At 34.9% G+C, this 17,450-nt stretch carries 19 protein-coding genes and 1 tRNA gene; 19 read left to right on the top strand and 1 reads right to left on the bottom strand.

The features are described from left to right. The first annotated feature begins 6 nt into the window (after positions 1–6). The 9 genes from QM017_RS05200 (at position 7) to QM017_RS05160 (ending at position 7,793) form a co-directional block, all read left to right on the top strand. Positions 7–351, top strand: coding sequence for a putative DNA-binding protein (locus tag QM017_RS05200; protein ID WP_282709065.1), 345 nt, complete (start codon positions 7–9; stop codon positions 349–351). Positions 352–362: 11 nt separating this feature from the next. Next, complete coding sequence (gene ffh, locus QM017_RS05195; RefSeq protein ID WP_178196536.1) at positions 363–1,796, top strand: signal recognition particle protein; 1,434 nt, start codon at positions 363–365, stop codon at positions 1,794–1,796. Between the two features lie 242 nt (positions 1,797–2,038). After that, entirely contained in the window at positions 2,039–2,314 is a 276-nt protein-coding gene (gene rpsP / locus QM017_RS05190; RefSeq protein WP_178196538.1) for a 30S ribosomal protein S16, read from the top strand. Between the two features lie 10 nt (positions 2,315–2,324). Then, positions 2,325–2,573, top strand: coding sequence for a KH domain-containing protein (locus tag QM017_RS05185; protein WP_178196540.1), 249 nt, complete (start codon positions 2,325–2,327; stop codon positions 2,571–2,573). A gap of 68 nt (positions 2,574–2,641) precedes the next feature. After that, entirely contained in the window at positions 2,642–3,157 is a 516-nt protein-coding gene (gene rimM, locus QM017_RS05180) for a ribosome maturation factor RimM (RefSeq protein ID WP_282709064.1), read from the top strand. After that, the gene (gene trmD, locus QM017_RS05175; RefSeq protein WP_178196545.1) at positions 3,157–3,894 is read left to right on the top strand and encodes a tRNA (guanosine(37)-N1)-methyltransferase TrmD; all 738 of its coding nucleotides are present in this window, start codon (positions 3,157–3,159) and stop codon (positions 3,892–3,894) included. The genes rimM and trmD overlap by 1 nt, the downstream gene beginning before the upstream one ends. Before the next feature lie 178 nt (positions 3,895–4,072). Next, positions 4,073–4,426, top strand: a complete 354-nt coding sequence (gene rplS / locus QM017_RS05170; RefSeq protein ID WP_178196547.1) for a 50S ribosomal protein L19 — start codon at positions 4,073–4,075, stop codon at positions 4,424–4,426. A gap of 130 nt (positions 4,427–4,556) precedes the next feature. After that, positions 4,557–5,258 carry an ABC transporter ATP-binding protein gene (locus tag QM017_RS05165; RefSeq protein ID WP_282709063.1) on the top strand — a complete coding sequence of 234 codons (702 nt, stop codon included), beginning with the start codon at positions 4,557–4,559 and terminating at the stop codon, positions 5,256–5,258. A 9-nt stretch (positions 5,259–5,267) separates the two neighbouring features. Next, positions 5,268–7,793, top strand: a complete 2,526-nt coding sequence (locus tag QM017_RS05160; RefSeq protein WP_282709062.1) for an ABC transporter permease — start codon at positions 5,268–5,270, stop codon at positions 7,791–7,793. A gap of 69 nt (positions 7,794–7,862) precedes the next feature. Here the strand turns inward: QM017_RS05160 and QM017_RS05155 are convergent. Further along, positions 7,863–7,948, bottom strand: a tRNA-Ser gene (locus QM017_RS05155). A gap of 198 nt (positions 7,949–8,146) precedes the next feature. On the opposite strand from QM017_RS05155, the gene QM017_RS05150 reads away from it, so the two are divergent. From QM017_RS05150 to QM017_RS05105, 10 genes are all read left to right on the top strand, one after another. Continuing rightward, positions 8,147–8,506 (top strand): hypothetical protein, encoded by a 360-nt coding sequence (locus QM017_RS05150; protein ID WP_178196553.1) that lies wholly within the window; start codon positions 8,147–8,149, stop codon positions 8,504–8,506. Positions 8,507–8,564: 58 nt separating this feature from the next. Beyond that, on the top strand, positions 8,565–9,125 hold the full coding sequence (locus QM017_RS05145; RefSeq protein WP_178196555.1) for a TetR family transcriptional regulator: 561 nt from the start codon (positions 8,565–8,567) through the stop codon (positions 9,123–9,125). 108 nt (positions 9,126–9,233) lie between these two features. After that, positions 9,234–10,214 carry an aldo/keto reductase gene (locus QM017_RS05140; RefSeq protein WP_178196557.1) on the top strand — a complete coding sequence of 327 codons (981 nt, stop codon included), beginning with the start codon at positions 9,234–9,236 and terminating at the stop codon, positions 10,212–10,214. A 277-nt stretch (positions 10,215–10,491) separates the two neighbouring features. Continuing rightward, positions 10,492–11,133 (top strand): MBL fold metallo-hydrolase, encoded by a 642-nt coding sequence (locus QM017_RS05135; RefSeq protein WP_282709061.1) that lies wholly within the window; start codon positions 10,492–10,494, stop codon positions 11,131–11,133. Positions 11,134–11,292: 159 nt separating this feature from the next. Continuing rightward, the gene (gene pyrH, locus QM017_RS05130; RefSeq protein WP_178196561.1) at positions 11,293–12,012 is read left to right on the top strand and encodes a UMP kinase; all 720 of its coding nucleotides are present in this window, start codon (positions 11,293–11,295) and stop codon (positions 12,010–12,012) included. 4 nt (positions 12,013–12,016) lie between these two features. Further along, positions 12,017–12,580 carry a ribosome recycling factor gene (frr, locus tag QM017_RS05125; protein ID WP_178196563.1) on the top strand — a complete coding sequence of 188 codons (564 nt, stop codon included), beginning with the start codon at positions 12,017–12,019 and terminating at the stop codon, positions 12,578–12,580. 167 nt (positions 12,581–12,747) lie between these two features. Further along, positions 12,748–13,539 carry an isoprenyl transferase gene (locus QM017_RS05120; RefSeq protein ID WP_282709564.1) on the top strand — a complete coding sequence of 264 codons (792 nt, stop codon included), beginning with the start codon at positions 12,748–12,750 and terminating at the stop codon, positions 13,537–13,539. Continuing rightward, positions 13,536–14,330 carry a phosphatidate cytidylyltransferase gene (locus QM017_RS05115; RefSeq protein WP_178196567.1) on the top strand — a complete coding sequence of 265 codons (795 nt, stop codon included), beginning with the start codon at positions 13,536–13,538 and terminating at the stop codon, positions 14,328–14,330. The genes QM017_RS05120 and QM017_RS05115 overlap by 4 nt, the downstream gene beginning before the upstream one ends. A gap of 21 nt (positions 14,331–14,351) precedes the next feature. Continuing rightward, positions 14,352–15,632: an RIP metalloprotease RseP gene (gene rseP, locus QM017_RS05110; RefSeq protein WP_178196569.1), complete on the top strand. Its 1,281-nt coding sequence runs from the start codon at positions 14,352–14,354 to the stop codon at positions 15,630–15,632. Positions 15,633–15,688: 56 nt separating this feature from the next. After that, the gene (locus QM017_RS05105) at positions 15,689–17,392 is read left to right on the top strand and encodes a proline--tRNA ligase (RefSeq protein WP_282709060.1); all 1,704 of its coding nucleotides are present in this window, start codon (positions 15,689–15,691) and stop codon (positions 17,390–17,392) included. Positions 17,393–17,450 lie beyond the last annotated feature (58 nt).

Genomic DNA, 17,450 nt, shown 5'->3' with positions numbered 1-17,450 from the left:
GAGTTGATGGCAATCGAAAAGACGAATCGAATCAATGCGTTATTTGAATTTTATGAACCTTTGTTGACTGAAAAACAAATGACATATATCGCATTGTATTATCGCGATGATTACTCTTTAGGAGAAATTGCAGAAAATTACGATGTATCACGTCAAGCAGTTTATGATAATATTCGGCGAACGGAAAAAATTTTAGAAGAGTATGAACAAAAACTCCATTTATATGCAACGTTTGCTAAACAATCTGAAAAAATTGATAAGATCTATGAATATGTACAGGCTAAATATCCTAAAGATCAAGATTTACTTGATTTGATAGAGGAGCTTGAAAATCTAGAAGATGAAAGTTAGGTGCAGTTATAATGGCATTTGAAGGATTAACTGAACGCTTACAAAATGCGATAGGTAAGTTACGCCGCAAAGGCAAAATTAGTGAAAATGATGTCAAAGAGGTCATGCGTGAAATTCGCTTGGCTTTGCTTGAAGCCGATGTTAATTTTGGCGTAGTTAAGGATTTTGTTAAAAATGTTCGGACAAGAGCTGTGGGTGCAGAAGTTTTAGAAAGTTTGACGCCTGCGCAACAAATTGTCAAAATTGTTAATGAAGAATTAATCAAGGTGATGGGAGAAGATGAAGTCTTATTAAATAAATCACCTAAGATACCAACTGTTATTATGATGGTTGGTTTGCAAGGGGCAGGTAAGACTACAACTGCAGGTAAACTCGCCTTGAAATTAAAAAATGAACAAAATGCGCGTCCGTTGATGATTGCAGCTGACGTTTATCGTCCGGCTGCTGTTGATCAGTTGAAAATCTTGGGACAAGATATTGATGTGCCTGTGTTTGAATTAGGAACAGATGTTGATCCGATTGAGATTGTGCGTCAAGGGATGGCTTTGGCTAAAGAGCAAAAAAACGATTATGTTTTAATCGATACAGCCGGGCGATTGCAAATTGATGAAGCATTGATGGACGAACTCGTTAATATTAAACAGTTGGTTCAACCAGATGAAATTCTTTTAACAGTCGATGCTATGACTGGTCAAAATGCAGTTGAAGTAGCTAAAGGTTTTAATGACCAATTAGATGTGACTGGGATCGTATTAACCAAATTGGATGGCGATACCCGTGGTGGGGCTGCTCTATCGATTCGTGCAGTAACAGGTAAGCCAATTAAATTCATCGGACAAGGTGAAAAGCTCACAGATTTAGATATTTTTTATCCAGAACGAATGGCTTCGCGTATTTTAGGTATGGGTGACATGTTGACCTTAATTGAAAAGGCACAACGTGATTACGATGAACAAAAAGCTCTTGAATTGCAAGAAAAAATGCGTGAAAATTCATTTGATTTCAATGACTTTTTGGATCAAATGCAACAAGTTCAAAATATGGGGCCACTTGAAGATGTAATTAAGATGATTCCAGGAATGGCGAATAACCCAGCTTTAAAGAATTTTCAAGTAGATCCTAAAGATATTGAAAGAACTAAGGCAATTGTTTATTCTATGACACCACAAGAACGAGAAGATCCAGATTTGTTAAATCCAAGTCGACGTCGGCGGATTGCTGCAGGTTCAGGGCGACCAATCCAAGAAGTTAACCGCATGATTAAACAATTCAAACAAATGCGTGAAATGATGCAAAAAATGTCTAACGGTAATTTTGCAGGGATGGAAGGCTTGTTTGGTAATGGGCTTCAAGGAAAGTTAGCTAAGATGTCAATGAACAAAATGATGCGTGATAATAAGAAACGCAAGTTAAAACGTCTTAAAAAGGCGCGTAAACGCAAATGATAAAGAGCAAGGCTGAAAAGTCTTGCTTTTTTAGACTAAGAATACAATAGCAATCCTAAATAAATTAATTAAATATATAATTAATTTGAAGCTAAAAAAGCCTGGTATAATAAGGTTTTTAATACTAAAAATTGCGCTGCTTCGAAAAAAATAATAAACTGTCAAGAAATTTTCCTTTACACCAGAGCAAAATACTGGTATATTATTAATCGTTGAGAAGATATTAGGAGGTGTATTTCAAGATGTCAGTAAAGATTCGTTTAAAACGTATGGGTTCTAAGAAGCGTCCTTTCTACCGTATCGTTGTAGCTGATTCACGTTCACCACGTGATGGTCGTTTCATCGAAACAGTCGGGACATACAATCCATTAACAGAACCTGAAACAGTAACACTTAAAGAAGAAGAAATCATGAACTGGTTAAACAACGGTGCACAACCTTCAGACACAGTTCGTAACATTCTTTCCAAACAAGGTGTTATGAAGAAATTCCATGAAGCTAAGTTTTCCAAGAAATAAGGTAGACTAAATGACAGAAGCAGATGTTAAACAATTAATTTTAACGATTGTTGAACCTTTAGTGGCTGATCAAAGTGCAGTAAGTATTATTACACAAAAAGATAACCACTTTTTGAATTTTAATTTGTCTGTTGCTCCTGAAGACATTGGTCGTGTCATCGGGAAGCGTGGTCGAGTAGCACAAGCGATTCGGACGATTGTTTATAGTATCCGTTTGGATGAAGATGTGCGAATTCGTTTAAATATCGTGGACGACTAAAAAAAGCCCCTTGATGAAGCAGTGATGTTTTGTTTAGGGGTTTTTCTTTTTAAGAAAGGAGTTAATGCATGAATTACTACACTGTCGGAAAGATTGTTAATACTCATGGCATTCGAGGAGAAGTAAAAGTTATTGCTACAACTGATTTTAGTGAAGAACGTTTTGTTATTGGCAATAAATTGTACTTATTTTTGCCTCAACAAAGTCAACCATTAGAGTTGATAATTAAAAGTCATCGTAAGCATAAACAATTTGAGATGTTAAGTTTTGATGGTTATGATAATATCAATTTAGTTGAAAAGTTTAAACAATGTGAGTTGAAAATCAGCGAAGAACAACAAGCAAGTTTACCTGAAGATGAATATTATTATCATGAAATTATTGGGCTTAATGTTTTAGATGAACAGCAAAAAGAAATTGGGACAATTAAAGAAATTTTAAGCCCAGGAGCTAATGACGTTTGGGTAGTCAAACGTAAAGGGAAAAAAGACTTGTTATTGCCCGCAATTAAAGATGTAATTAAAAGCATTGATATCGAAAAAGGCGAAGTTGTTGTCGAAGTTTTGGAAGGGCTGGATGATTAATGCGAATTGATATTTTAAGCCTATTTCCTGAGATGTTTACCGGCCCATTGACTGAATCAATTGTGGGGAAAGCGGTAAAAAAAGGTAAACTAGATATTAAAGTAACAAATTTCAGAGATTATACTACAAATAAACAACGACATGTCGATGATTATCCGTATGGTGGCGGCGCTGGAATGTTACTGCAAGTACAACCAATTTATGATGCATTAGCTGATATCATGCAACAAACTAAGACTAAAGGGCGTGTGATTTTATTAGATCCAGCCGGGAAAAGATTTGATCAAAGTGTTGCTGAACAGTTGTCTAAAGAAGAACACTTAACTTTCATTTGTGGTCATTATGAAGGATATGATGAACGGATTCGTGCTTTAGTTACTGATGAGCTTTCATTAGGCGATTATGTTTTAACTGGTGGCGAATTAGGTGCAATGGTAATGATTGATGCTACGGTTCGTTTATTACCAGATGTTTTAGGAAATGAACAATCAGCTAGTGGAGATTCATTTTCAACGGGGTTATTGGAGTACCCTCAATATACACGTCCGGCTGAGTTTAACGGTCAAAAGGTTCCAGATATCTTGTTAAGTGGGAATCATCAAAAAATTGCTCAGTGGCGCCAAAAAGAAGCTTTACGGCGTACTTGGCTACGACGCCCAGATTTATTGGAAGGCTATCCGTTAAGCATAGAAGAGCAACAAATGTTAGCTGAAATTAAGATGCAAGAACATGAGTAAATATCTGCTTTTTTAATTAGTATAAGTGTTAGTTTTGTGCAAAAAAACTATTTAAAAAATAAATTACTCTTTACTTAATATTTGATTTGTGTTAAAATAACTCTCGGCTTAAAAAAAGCCATATTAACGATATTCCGCTGCGACTGGACAAGAATGTCGATGAATAGGAGAAATTTTAATGTCAGTTAATCCATTAATCGCAAAGATTACAGAATCTCAATTGCGTAACGATATTCCAGAATTCCGTGCCGGTGATACTGTACGTGTACATGCACGTATCGTTGAAGGTAAACGTGAACGTATCCAAATCTTCGAAGGTGTTGTTATCAAACGCCGTGGCGAAGGTATCTCTGAAACTTATACTGTTCGTAAGATCAGTAACGGTATCGGGGTTGAACGTACTTTCCCATTACACACACCACGTGTAGATAAGATTGAAGTTGTACGTTACGGTCGTGTACGTCGTGCTAAATTGTACTACTTACGTGCATTACAAGGTAAGGCTGCTCGTATTCCAGAACGTCGTCGTTAATAAAAGACTTTTTAAGACCTTTCTAGCTAGGTTTTTGGCTAGAAAGGTCTTTTTTAGATTTAAATTGAATCTTTTTTGTAATCGCTTTAAAATATAGGTAAATAGATTTAAATGAAGGAGCTTAAGTAAGATGAGTTTTATCGAGGTCAAAAATGAAGATAAACAATATCAAATGGGCGAGACCATTATTATGGCTAATCGCAATATTAATTTCACGATAACAAAAGGTGAGCTAGTTGTAATTTTAGGACCTAGTGGTGCGGGTAAATCGACTTTGTTGAACTTGTTAGGTGGTATGGATAGCCCGACCAATGGACAAATCATCATTGATGGCATCGATATTGCGCAGTTTTCTGCTAGCCAGTTAACAACTTATCGTCGGCAAGATATTGGTTTTGTTTTTCAGTTTTATAATCTCGTTCCTAATTTGACTGCTAAAGAAAATGTAGAATTGGCAACAGCAGTTGTTAAAGATAGTTTGGATAGTCGACAGATTTTGTGTCAAGTCGGTCTAGAAAAGAGGCTAGATAATTTTCCAGCACAACTTTCAGGTGGTGAACAGCAACGTGTAGCAATTGCACGGGCATTGGCTAAAAAACCTAAGTTATTGCTTTGTGATGAGCCAACTGGAGCCCTTGACTATTTGACTGGTAAGCAAGTTTTGACATTGTTACAACAAGCTAGTCGCGAGCAAAAACAAACAGTGATTATTGTCACGCATAATTCAGCTTTAGCACAGATGGCTGATCGAGTAATTTATATTAATGATGCGACGGTTCGTAAAGTTGTCGTCAATGATAATCCGCTAGAAGTAGCTCAATTAGAATGGTAGGGAAAAACAATGAATAAAACGTATTTAACAGCCAGTCTTCGTGCGATTAAAACTTCGTTAGGGCGCTTTATCGCGATTGTTTTGATTATTTTTTTAGGAGTATTATTATTTGTTGGGATTAAATCAGTGGGACCTGACTTGCAACAAACACTCAGGCAGATGTTTGATGTGCAAAAGGTTTCAGATGTTCAATTGCTTTCAACGGTAGGTTTTGATAAAAAAGATGTAACTAAGTTAGAAAAGCTCAAGGGAAGCAAGATATCTGCAAGCTACAGTATTCCATACTTTGAAGAGAAAAAACAGCTTAATTTAAAACTTTATTCTTATCAAGCGGATATGCCTAATAAATTAACTTTAGTCAAAGGAAACTGGTTGGATAAAGATACTGATGTTTTAGTTGATCAAAAATTAGCTAAAGACTATCCTTTAGGATCACAGATTTTTCTTGAAAAAACACTAAAGCACACAAAGTATCGGGTAGTTGGCTATGTAACTTCACCACTTTATTTATCGTTGGAAGAACGTGGAACGACCACGACAGGTGATGGTCAATTAGATGGTTATCTTTATTTAAAACAAAATCAGTTTGTTGGATTACCATATAGTTTAATTGATATTACCTTCAATGATCTGATAGATGTAGATTATTTTTCAAATGCGTATAATACGACCTTGGATGCTCAAATAACAACCCTAAAAAAGCAACTTAATATGTTAAAAACGCGAAAGATTAAACGATTACAGCAACAAAAACAAACTCTATTAGCAAAGCAAGCTAAAATAGATCAACAACAAGAATTTTCTCAATCAACTGCACAAGCACAACAATTACAGCAAGCTAAACGAGAAATTCAAGCTAAGTTATCTCAGGTACAACAAGCATCACAGATTAATTATGTTTTATCAAAGCGCAGTGATTGGCCGGGATTAGTTGAATATACAAGTCTTTCTGATCGAATAGATGCGATTGCCAATGTTTTTCCAATCTTTTTCTTTTTCATAGCAGTTTTGATTACTTTTACCACTATGACACGAATGATTGAAGAAAATCGCAAGGAGATTGGGACTTTAAAAGCTCTTGGTTATCGTAATGCAGAAATTGCCAGCAAGTATTTATTATATGCAGTATTAACAGCTTTATTTGGGATTATCACAGGTGTGGTAGTTGGAACTTATTTTATTCCAAGCATTATATGTATGCTTTTAAAAAAGCAATATATTTTTGCTGATTATAATATTTTATATTGGAGTACACCGATTATTTTAGCGACATTAGGTGCTTTAATCGCAACACTTGGTTCATGTAGTTATGTTTTACTTAAAGAATTGCATGAAAAACCAGTCGAGTTGTTGTTACCAAGAGCGCCTAAGGCCGGAAAACGTGTATGGTTAGAAAAATCTATTTTGTGGCAAAGATTAAGTTTTAATCAAAAAGTGACGTACCGTAATTTATTTAGATATAAAGCACGAATGTTTTTAACAATTTTTGGAATTGCAGGCTGCAGTGGTTTGTTATTGGCAGGTTTTGGTTTAAATGATTCTTTGCCAGCTCCAATCCATAAGCAATTTGGCGAAATAATGCATTATCAGATGATAGCGACACAAAATATATCTCAAAAGGTGATTTTTAATAATCATGAAATCACAGATGCTTTGGCAATTGATTTATTCCAAGCAAATATTAAAAGAAAGAATAAAGATACGCAAACGAGTAGTGTATATTTGTTTGATCAAAAAGGACAACAAAATCTAGCCAAGTTTATCACCTTAAAAGATTTACAAAACCACTCCATTAAATTAGATGATAGGGGAGCTATTGTTAGTCAACAGTTGGCACAAAGTCTTGATTTACAGCCAGGGGATAAATTTAACTTAGAAGTAGATGGTAAAACTTATCGTATTAAGGTAGCACACATAACACAAAATTATGTGGCACATAATATTTATTTAGCTAAAGAATACGCTGAAAAATGTGGCTTGGTAAGTGTAAACAATTCATATTTATTAAAGACAAAAAAGCTAAATTCTAAACAAGAAGAAAAATTGGCGCAAAAACTACTTGATTCTAAGAATTTTATCAGTGTAAATCTAGTGAGTGAACAAATTGCTAAGCAAAAGAAGACAACTGATAACTTAGGGATTGTTGTATTAATCTTTATTTTGTTGTCAGGGACTTTAGCTTTTGTTGTATTATATAATCTGACTAATATTAATATCGCTGAACGGCAGCGTGAATTGGCGACTTTTAAGGTTTTAGGTTTTTATGATCGAGAAGTTACAGGCTATATTGTGAGAGAAAATATTATTTTTACATTAGGTGGAATTGTTTTAGGTTTTTTGATTGGAAATATTTTGACGTGGTTTATCTTACAAAATGCTTCGTCTGCGATGATTTTGTTTCCGTTAATTATCAAATGGCCGGACTATGCGTATGCAACTGTACTAACTATTATTTTTTCGATAATTGTGATGTACTTTGCTGATCGTAAGTTAAAAGAAATTAAGATGATTGAAGCGTTAAATTCAAATGAGTGATTAAAAGACTATTTATTGGGGAAAATAAAAACACCTACAAACAACAAAATGCTTGTAGGTGTTTACTTAAGGAGAGTACAGGATTTGAACCTGCGCGCCGTATTACCGGTTCGCCGGATTTCGAGTCCGGTGCATTACCACTCTGCCAACTCTCCGAAATAACAAATGTTATTATAACAATTAATAAATCAAATGACAATAGTTATTTCATAGTTAGTGGGATTTTTTATTTGTTCTCTTAGAAAAACATTAACCTTGTCTAGTTTTTTTATAAATAAAATACCTTTACTTTTTGGTTTGGGTTAGCTAGAATTTAGGTGAACCAAAAAAATAAGTTTTAGGAGAGATCATTTTTGAGTGAATCGGACAGGATTGCCGGGGCAATCTTATTATTTGTCACAAGTTTAAATTTTTCGTTTCCCGTAGTAACGGCAGCAGATTTAATGGAAAAATCCAAAGCGGTTTGCTTAACCCAGTCAGCAACGAGTGTTTTTAAAACTAAAACAACGGATTTATCACACGATTTGTTGCATGTGGAAACGCGCTATTCGTGTTTAGATATGGCTTTAGCACAAGCAGATCGTGTTGCTGCAATTGATGAAAAACAAAATGGACGTTTAAAATTGCGGCGTGCTGATAATGGGCGTAAAGGACCTGAAATTGAAAGTTTAACCTACGAAATTACTAGTGGGCGTTTATTGGTTAAAGGATAGTAAGTAAAAACAAGTTTTGGATGCCCCAAACTTGTTTTTGTTTTTAAGGAGCAAAATAATGATTAAAGAACAAATAAGTCAAGCGTTGCTAACGTTGATCCAAGCTGGAGAGGCTTTGGATAAAATTACGATTAGTCAATTGCTTAAAGAAGCTAAAATCAGTCGCCAAACTTTTTATAATCATTTCTTAGATAAGGATGATTTGATTCAATATGTGTATACTACTAGAATTTTAGGTGGTTTTGCGAAAGCTAATCAAACATTTGATTTTTGTCAAGAATTGACGCAAGTTTACGACCAGATGCAAAGCTATCGTGCCTTTATGCAACAAGCTTGTTTGTTAAGTGGTCCCAATAGTTTAAAAGAATATATGTTTAAACATTGTGAGGATTTTGATTTACAGTGGCATCAATATTTATATGGCTCAGACCCAATGCCAAAAAGATTAGTTTTAGCGACTAAATATCATGCGACAGCCTCAAGTAGTATGACGCTATCGTGGATTTTAGCGGATTTTCCAACGTCTAGTTTTGAGATGGCTAAATTAATTACACAAATGCGAAATATTGGCATGGAACAATTTTTAGGAGATAAAAATCCTTACGCTATCACAAATTGACAGTTTTGTGTAAATGTCAAAAAGATAGATAAATGGCTGGATTTGTCTATTCGCTTTAGCAACTGTTTTTTTTAAACTAAAGATAGTTAAGTTAAAGGAGCTGAGATGATGGAATATACTAAACTAGGGAAAACAGGAATGGATGTTTCAAGAATTTGTTTAGGAGCGATGAGCTTTGGAGATCCAAACAAATGGATACATAATTGGGTCTTATCTAAGCAACAAGCAGAAAGTATTGTTAAAGAAGCTGTCAACATAGGAATTAATTTTTTTGATACCGCTAATGTTTATGGTATAGGCAGTAGTGAAGAAATTTTAGGAGACTTACTTAACAAATATACTAAACGACATGAAGTTGTTTTAGCAACTAAATTAAGTGAACCGATGCGTTCAACGCCAAATGGTTGTGGCTTATCGCGCAAGGAAATTTTTTATGAAGTAGAGTGTTCTTTAAAACGTCTGCAAACAGATTACTTAGACCTGTTATATATTCATCGTTTTGATTCGCAAACAGATTTAGCCGAAACCTTAAGTGCTTTAAACGATTTAGTTCGTAGTGGTAAAGTTTTAGCCCTAGGTGCTTCGAGTATGGCTGCATGGCAATTTCAAAAGGCGCAGTATTTAGCATTAAAAAACAATTGGACACCATTTAGCGTGATGCAAAATCATTATAATCTCTTGTATCGTGAAGAAGAACGTGAAATGATTCCTTTATGTCAGGACTTAGGAGTAGCTTTAGTACCATATAGTCCGTTAGCAGCCGGTCGTTTAGCGCGAATTAATCAAGGGCAAAGTTTACGTGCTAAAAATGATAGGATTGCACAACAAAAGTATGATAAAACGTTACAACAAGATAGTTTAATCATTAAAAGAGTGGCACAATTAGCACAAAAGTATGATGTTAGTATGACACAAATTGCTTTAGCTTGGTTATATGCTAAAGGAGTTTGTGCGCCAATTTTAGGAGTGACTAAAGTGCAGTATTTGACTGATTATAGCTCGAGTTTTGAGGTTTGCATTAGTAAAGACGATATCGCTTATCTTGAAGAATTGTATGAGCCGCATAAAATTGTTGGTTATAATATATAACATTTTGAGATGTAGCGATATGTCCATGATATAGATCTTTTGAATTTCACTTTGAAGGTTAATAAATGAGCTATTGCTTATGAAGTGGTTGGTCTTAGGATTGGCCACTTTTTTAGTGTATGACTACCTATGTTTTTGAAAAAATGTATAAAAACATTTGAATTTTAAACTAATAAATGCCCAATTAATAAGAAAATTTAATATCTATATTAAACTTTGATTTTATCGTTCATGATGTATTATAATTTCTGTGATAATTGATAAAGGAGTGATATCAATGACAATGAATAACCTTGTTAAAATGGAAGTCATTTGTCAAAGTGCCATTAAATTAACGACAACTGAACAATTTAGCATTTATTTTGATCCCTATAATATTGCAAAAGTAACACATGATGCTAACTTAGTTTTTTTGACACATAGTCATGGTGATCATTTCAGCGTATCGGATTTAAACAAAGTTATTAATGCTGAGACTAAGGTTGTTGCTCCAATAGAGATGAAAGAGGCCTTAGAAAAATTAGGTCTTGATTTCATGTTAGTGGAGCCAAACCAACATTATGAAATGCTAAATATTAATTTTGCAACGATTCCAGCCTATAATATTGATAAGCCATTTCACCCTAAAGCAAACGGCTGGGTAGGATATGTTGTTGAACTTTTTGGTGTTAAATATTATATTTCCGGTGATTTAGATCTAATTGATGAAGTCAAAAAGGTAGTTTGTGATGTGGCATTTGTACCAGTTGGTGGTCATTATACAATGGATCCTCAACAAGCAGCTCAACTCATCAATCAAATCAAACCTAAATTAGCTATTCCAACACATTACGGCAGTGTAGTTGGTAATATGCAACAAGGCGCAGAATTTATTGCTTGCTTGCAATCAGACATTGAAGGTTTGTGTCTTTTGAAATAAACTAAACGTCATCTTTTTAGGTGGCGTTTTTCAGTTTTAGCGAATTTTTGATGCTATTTGTATGATTAAGGATAGTCAAGGATAACTAAAAATGATAAAATAAATTCAAATGGTTTCTTGCAAGAAACCGACAGATTTAGATTTCTTAGGAGGAGCAACATGTCAATCAAATATAAACGTGTAGTCATGAAACTTAGTGGGGAGGCTTTAGCTGGTGATACAGGGCACGGGATTAATCCCCCAGAAATCCGAAAAGTTGCGGAAGAAATCAAAGAAGTTCATGATTTGGGCGTCCAAATTGCTATCGTTGTCGGCGGGGGCAATATGTGGCGTGGTGAAGCTGGTGCTCAAATGGGGATCGAACGTGCACAAGCCGATTATATTGGAATGTTAGGGACTGTGATGAACGCTTTGGCTTTACAAGATGTTCTTGAAACGTTGGGAGTACCAACACGTGTACAAACAGCAATTGAAATGCGTCAAGTAGCTGAACCATATATTAGACGTAAGGCGGTTCGCCATTTAGAAAAAGGTCGGATTGTGATTTTTGCAGCGGGAACAGGATCACCATACTTCTCGACAGACACAACGGCAGCTTTACGCGCTTCCGAAATTAATGCTGATGTAATTTTGATGGCTAAAAACGGAGTAGATGGAGTTTATTCAGCAGATCCAAACACAGATCCAAATGCGGTTAAATTTGAAACATTGACACACATGGAAGTTATCAACAAAGGCTTGCGTGTAATGGATACGACCGCTTCTTCATTATCTATGGATAACAATATTCCGTTGGTGGTCTTTAACATGAATAAACGTGGAAATATTAAAAAAGTCGTTGAAGGTGAAAATATCGGAACAACAGTAGAAGGGAAATAATTTTATGAAGATTACTAATCAAATTATTAAAGATGGTCAAGAAAAGATGACCAAATCAGAACAATCATTACAACGTGAATTAGGCAATATTCGTGCAGGACGTGCAAATGCTAGTTTATTAAACAGAATTATGGTTGAATACTATGGAGCACCAACACCATTGAATCAATTAGCTCAAATTTCTGTGCCAGAAGCACGTGTATTATTGATTACACCATATGATAAGTCATCTATTAAAGATGTTGAGCATGCTATCTTAGCTTCTGATTTAGGGATTTCTCCAGCTAGTGATGGTAATTCCATTCGCTTGGTAATTCCACAATTGACAGAAGAACGTAGAAAAGAACTTGCTAAGGAAGTAAAATCTGTTGCTGAAACAGGTAAGGTTGCTGTGCGTAACGTGCGTCGTGAAATGATGGATGCCTTAAAGAAAGCGCAAAAAAATGGTGAATTAACCGAAGATGATTTGCGCGATTTGGAAGATCAAGCACAAAAAGTAACGGATGCATCAATCAAAAATATCGATCAAATTACAGCTGAAAAAGAAAAAGAAATCTTGGAAGGCTAAAATTAAATAAATAAGTATGAAAGGGGCAAAATGAAGATTTGAGTCTTCCAATTAAATTTTGCTCCTTTTATTAATGTTAGTAAAAAATATCAAAAATCTGGTTTGAAATAGCTAGATTTTTGATACAATTAAGCATATAACCTGTGGGGGTGAATTTTTTGTTTAAGATTTTCAAGCAAAAAGCTGCCGATGATACGACAGTTGAAATTAAGTTAGATGAAGAACGAATTCCAAAGCATGTCGCAATTATCATGGATGGCAATGGACGCTGGGCTCAAAAAAAATTATTGCCACGTGTTGCTGGACATAAACAAGGAATGGAAGTAGTCAAAGAGATAACTAAAACGGCTAGTGATCTAGGTGTTAAAGTCTTAACATTATATGCTTTTTCAACTGAAAACTGGAAAAGACCGGCATCTGAAGTTAATTTTTTAATGGATTTGCCAGTTAAATTTTTTGACAAATTCGTACCAGAATTAATTGAAAAAAATGTTAAAGTTAATGTTATGGGATATACAGATCAATTGCCTGCTTCAACGCGTAAGGCAGTTGATGATGCAATTGCACAAACATCGCAAAATACCGGCATGATTTTAAACTTTGCTTTAAACTATGGTAGTAGAGCAGAGATTATTAGCGGGATTCAAACATTAGCTACAGAAGTTTTAGAAAACAAACTAAAACCTGATGAAATTGATGAAAAAACGCTTGATCGTGTCTTGATGACACAACAAGTTGCGCCATATAACGATCCGGATTTGTTGATTCGCACAAGTGGTGAAGAAAGAATCTCAAATTTTTTATTGTGGCAAATAGCTTATAGTGAATTGATTTTTACAGATGTATTATGGCCAGACTATAAGCCAGTTAATTTATTAGCTGATATTGCCAAATATCAAGCTAGAGATCGACGCTATGGTGGTATTAAGGAAACGAAAAAGGAGAGTACTGATAAATGAAACAACGTGTGATAACGGCTATTGTTGCCTTAATCATTTTTGTACCACTTTTGGTGATTGGTGGGACTGCGTTTAATATTTTAGTTATTGCGATGGGTCTAGTCGCAATGTCTGAATTTTTAAGAATGAAAAAGAAACTATTGGTATCACCAGAAGCAATAATTAGTTTTTTGATGATTGCAGCTTTGTTAGTTCCAGAAGATTGGCTAAGTTTCTTGCCTAAACAAATAACTTTGTTAGAAATATTATATATTGGGTTATTGTGTTTACTAATTCACATGGTAGTATCAAAAAATCGCTTTTCTTTTGATGATGCGGGTGTATTAGTTTTAGGGGCATTGTATGCTGGCTTTGGTTTTCATTATATGCTAGTAGCTCGAGCACAAAGCTGGCAAATGATTTTATATGCGTTATTAATTGTATGGATTACTGATAGCGGTGCTTATATGATTGGCCGGAAAATTGGTAAAAATAAACTTGCACCACATATTAGTCCTAATAAAACTTGGGAAGGTTCAATTGGAGGAACGCTTAGCGCAGTTGTTTTGGTAGGGATTTACCTATACTTTTTTGGCAACCAAGCAGGTTTTTATAGCTTGCCAGTTATGTTAGTATTAACACTATTTTTCTCAATTGGAGGCCAGCTAGGCGATTTAATTGAATCGGCTTTTAAACGTCATTATGGTGTCAAAGATTCAGGAAATATTTTACCTGGACACGGTGGAATCTTGGATCGTTTTGATTCATTATTATTTGTTTTACCGTTATTACATTTTACGGGCTTGATTTAAAATGAGCAGAAGGGAGTCTAAATGTTAGGAACAATTGTTGCTTTCATTATTGTTTTTGGTGTAATCGTTGCTGTACATGAGTTTGGGCACTTTTATTTTGCCAAGAAATCTGGCATTTTAGTGCGTGAATTTGCTATTGGAATGGGACCTAAGATTTTTGGCGTTCATAAAAATGGAACGACTTACACCATACGTTTGTTACCATTAGGTGGTTACGTGCGCATGGCGGGTCTAGAAGAAGACGATAGTGAAACTTTACAAAAAGGATTACCAGTTAGCGTAGTATTAAATGATGAAGGTGAAATCATTAAGATTGATACTAGTCATAAGACAACTTTGATGACTGGTATTGCATTAGAGGTAATCGATTGGGATTTGACCAAGGAATTATGGTTAGAAGGATATGAAAATGGTGATGAAACTCAAAGTGTTCGTTATCCGGTGAATCATGATGCTTTAATTGTAGAAAAAGATGGCACAGAAGTTAGAATTGCTCCATTAGATGTTCAATTTCAATCGGCTAGTTTACCTAAAAGAATGATGACTAATTTTGCTGGACCGCTAAATAACTTTTTATTATCAGTTGTGGTCTTCATGTTAATTGCTTGTATGCAAGGTGGAGTTAGTCAAACAACTAATAAAATAGCTAGTGTCCAAAAAGATTCAGTTGCACAAAAGGCAGGTTTGCAAAGAAATGACCAAATTGTAGCAATTAATGGTAAAAAAACCGATACATGGTTGAAGGTAAGTAATACTATTAGTCAGCGTGGTGGTAAAAAAACAACATTGACAGTTAAACGTGGCCAAACAACTAAAAAGATTACTTTAACGCCAAAAATAAAAAAAGTAGATGGTCAAGAAGTCGGGTTGATTGGTGTGATGGCTAAAAGTGAATTTGATCGTTCACCACTAACAATCATTACTTATGGCTTTACTCAGACCTGGACGGTAGTTGTGATGGTTTGGCAAGCTTTGGTTAATATGTTTACGCAAGGATTTAGTCTTAATGACTTGGGTGGACCAGTTGCAATCTATTCAGCAACCCAAACGGCTGCTCAATATGGTGTTTTAAGTTTGATGTCATTATTGGGCTTACTTTCGGTTAACTTAGGCATTGTTAATTTGTTACCTATACCTGGATTAGATGGTGGTAAGTTATTATTAAACATCATTGAAGCTATCAGAAGAAAACCAATTGATCCAAATAAAGAGATGTTAATTACAATGATTGGTTTTGGCTTTGTGTTAATTTTAATGATTCTAGTAACCTGGAATGATATTCAAAGATATTTCTTCCATTAGAATTATTTGTTAAACTAAAAAAGCGAGAAATTTTAATTAAAGGGGCATTTTTAATCATGAAACAATCGAAAATTTTAATCCCGACTTCAAAGGAAATTCCTAGTGATGCAGAGGCTTTGAGTCATCAATTGATGTTGCGTGCAGGTTTTATTAAGCAAGTTAGTGCAGGGATGTATTCATATTTACCACTTTCTTACATGGTATTACGCAAGATTGAAAATATTATTCGTGAAGAAATGGAAAAAATCGATGCTGTAGAAATGCTTGTACCAGCAGTGATTCCAGCAGAATTATGGCAACAATCAGGACGTTATGATACGTATGGTCCAACTTTGTTTAAACTTAAAGATCGACATGAGCGTGATTTTATTTTAGGTCCAACTCATGAAGAAACATTTACGATGATTGTGCGTGATGCTATTAAATCATATAAGAAATTACCGTTGACATTGTATCAAATTCAAATGAAATATCGGGATGAAAATCGCCCACGTTTTGGTTTATTACGTGGACGTGAGTTTTTGATGAAAGATGCCTATTCTTTTCATGCGGATTTAGATAGTTTAGATAAAACATATCGTGCAATGGATCAAGCATATACTAATGTTTTTGAGCGTGTTGGATTGCAATTTAGAAGTATTATTGCTGATTCTGGTGCAATGGGTGGCAAAGATTCTAAAGAGTTTATGGCAATTGCTCCAATTGGTGAAGATACAGTTGTTTATTCTGATCAAAGTGATTATGCGGCTAATTTGGAAATGGCTAAAAATTTACGTACATTGCAAAAATCGCATGAGTCATTACAAGAATTGACTAAAATTGCAACACCAGGGGCTAAATCAATTGCAGAGGTTGCACAATTTTTAGGCGAAGATAATGGTCGCTTGATTAAAACACTCTTTTACGTGGCAGATGAACAAACTATCGCGGTATTGATGCGTGGCGATGATGAATTAAATGAAGTTAAACTTAAAAATCATTTAGGCTGTGATTTCTTACGTCCAGCTGAAGAACAAGAAATCAAAGACTTATTAGGAGCAAGTTTTGGTTCTCTTGGTCCTGTAGGTTTGGATGAAGAATTTACAGTTATTGCAGACTTAGATGTGCAAAACATGGCTAATGTAATTTGTGGTGCCAACGAAGATGGATATCACTTTAAGAATGCTAACTTAGAACGTGACTATCATGTAAATGATTTTGTAGATTTAAGAACTGTTCAAGAAGGTGATTTATCACCAGATGGTGAAGGTAAGTTGTGCTTCACTAAAGGAATTGAAATTGGTCATATCTTTAAATTAGGGACTCGTTATTCCGATAGTTTAAATGCCAATGTCTTAGATGAAAATGGACGTCAAATTCCAATCATCATGGGATGTTATGGTATCGGAGTTTCGCGTTTATTGTCGGCAATTGTTGAACAAAACAGTGATGAAAATGGGATGATTTGGCCTGAATCAATTGCACCGTTTGATATCCATGTTATTCCTGTTAATGTTAAAGATGAAACACAAAATAAGCTTGCACAACAACTTACACAAACTTTAGAAGATGCTCAATACAAAGTATTAGTCGATGATCGTAAAGAACGTGCAGGTGTTAAATTTGCAGATGCAGATTTAATTGGTTTGCCAATTCGGGTGACTGTTGGTAAAAAGGCAGTCGAAGGAATTGTCGAATTAAAATTACGTAAAACAGGTGAAACCCTTGAAATTAAGACTGATGAACTTTTGAATTCATTAGCGGCTTTATTGAAGCACTAGTAAGCAAAAAAGACTGAAACAAGTTTTGTTTCAGTCTTTCTTGCAAGAAAGGATAAAA

The sequence above is a fragment of the Ligilactobacillus sp. Marseille-Q7487 genome, assembly GCF_949152225.1.
Lineage (GTDB): Bacteria > Bacillota > Bacilli > Lactobacillales > Lactobacillaceae > Ligilactobacillus.
Note: the sequence above shows the minus strand (reverse complement) of the source record. Positions and strands in the feature narration are given on the sequence as shown.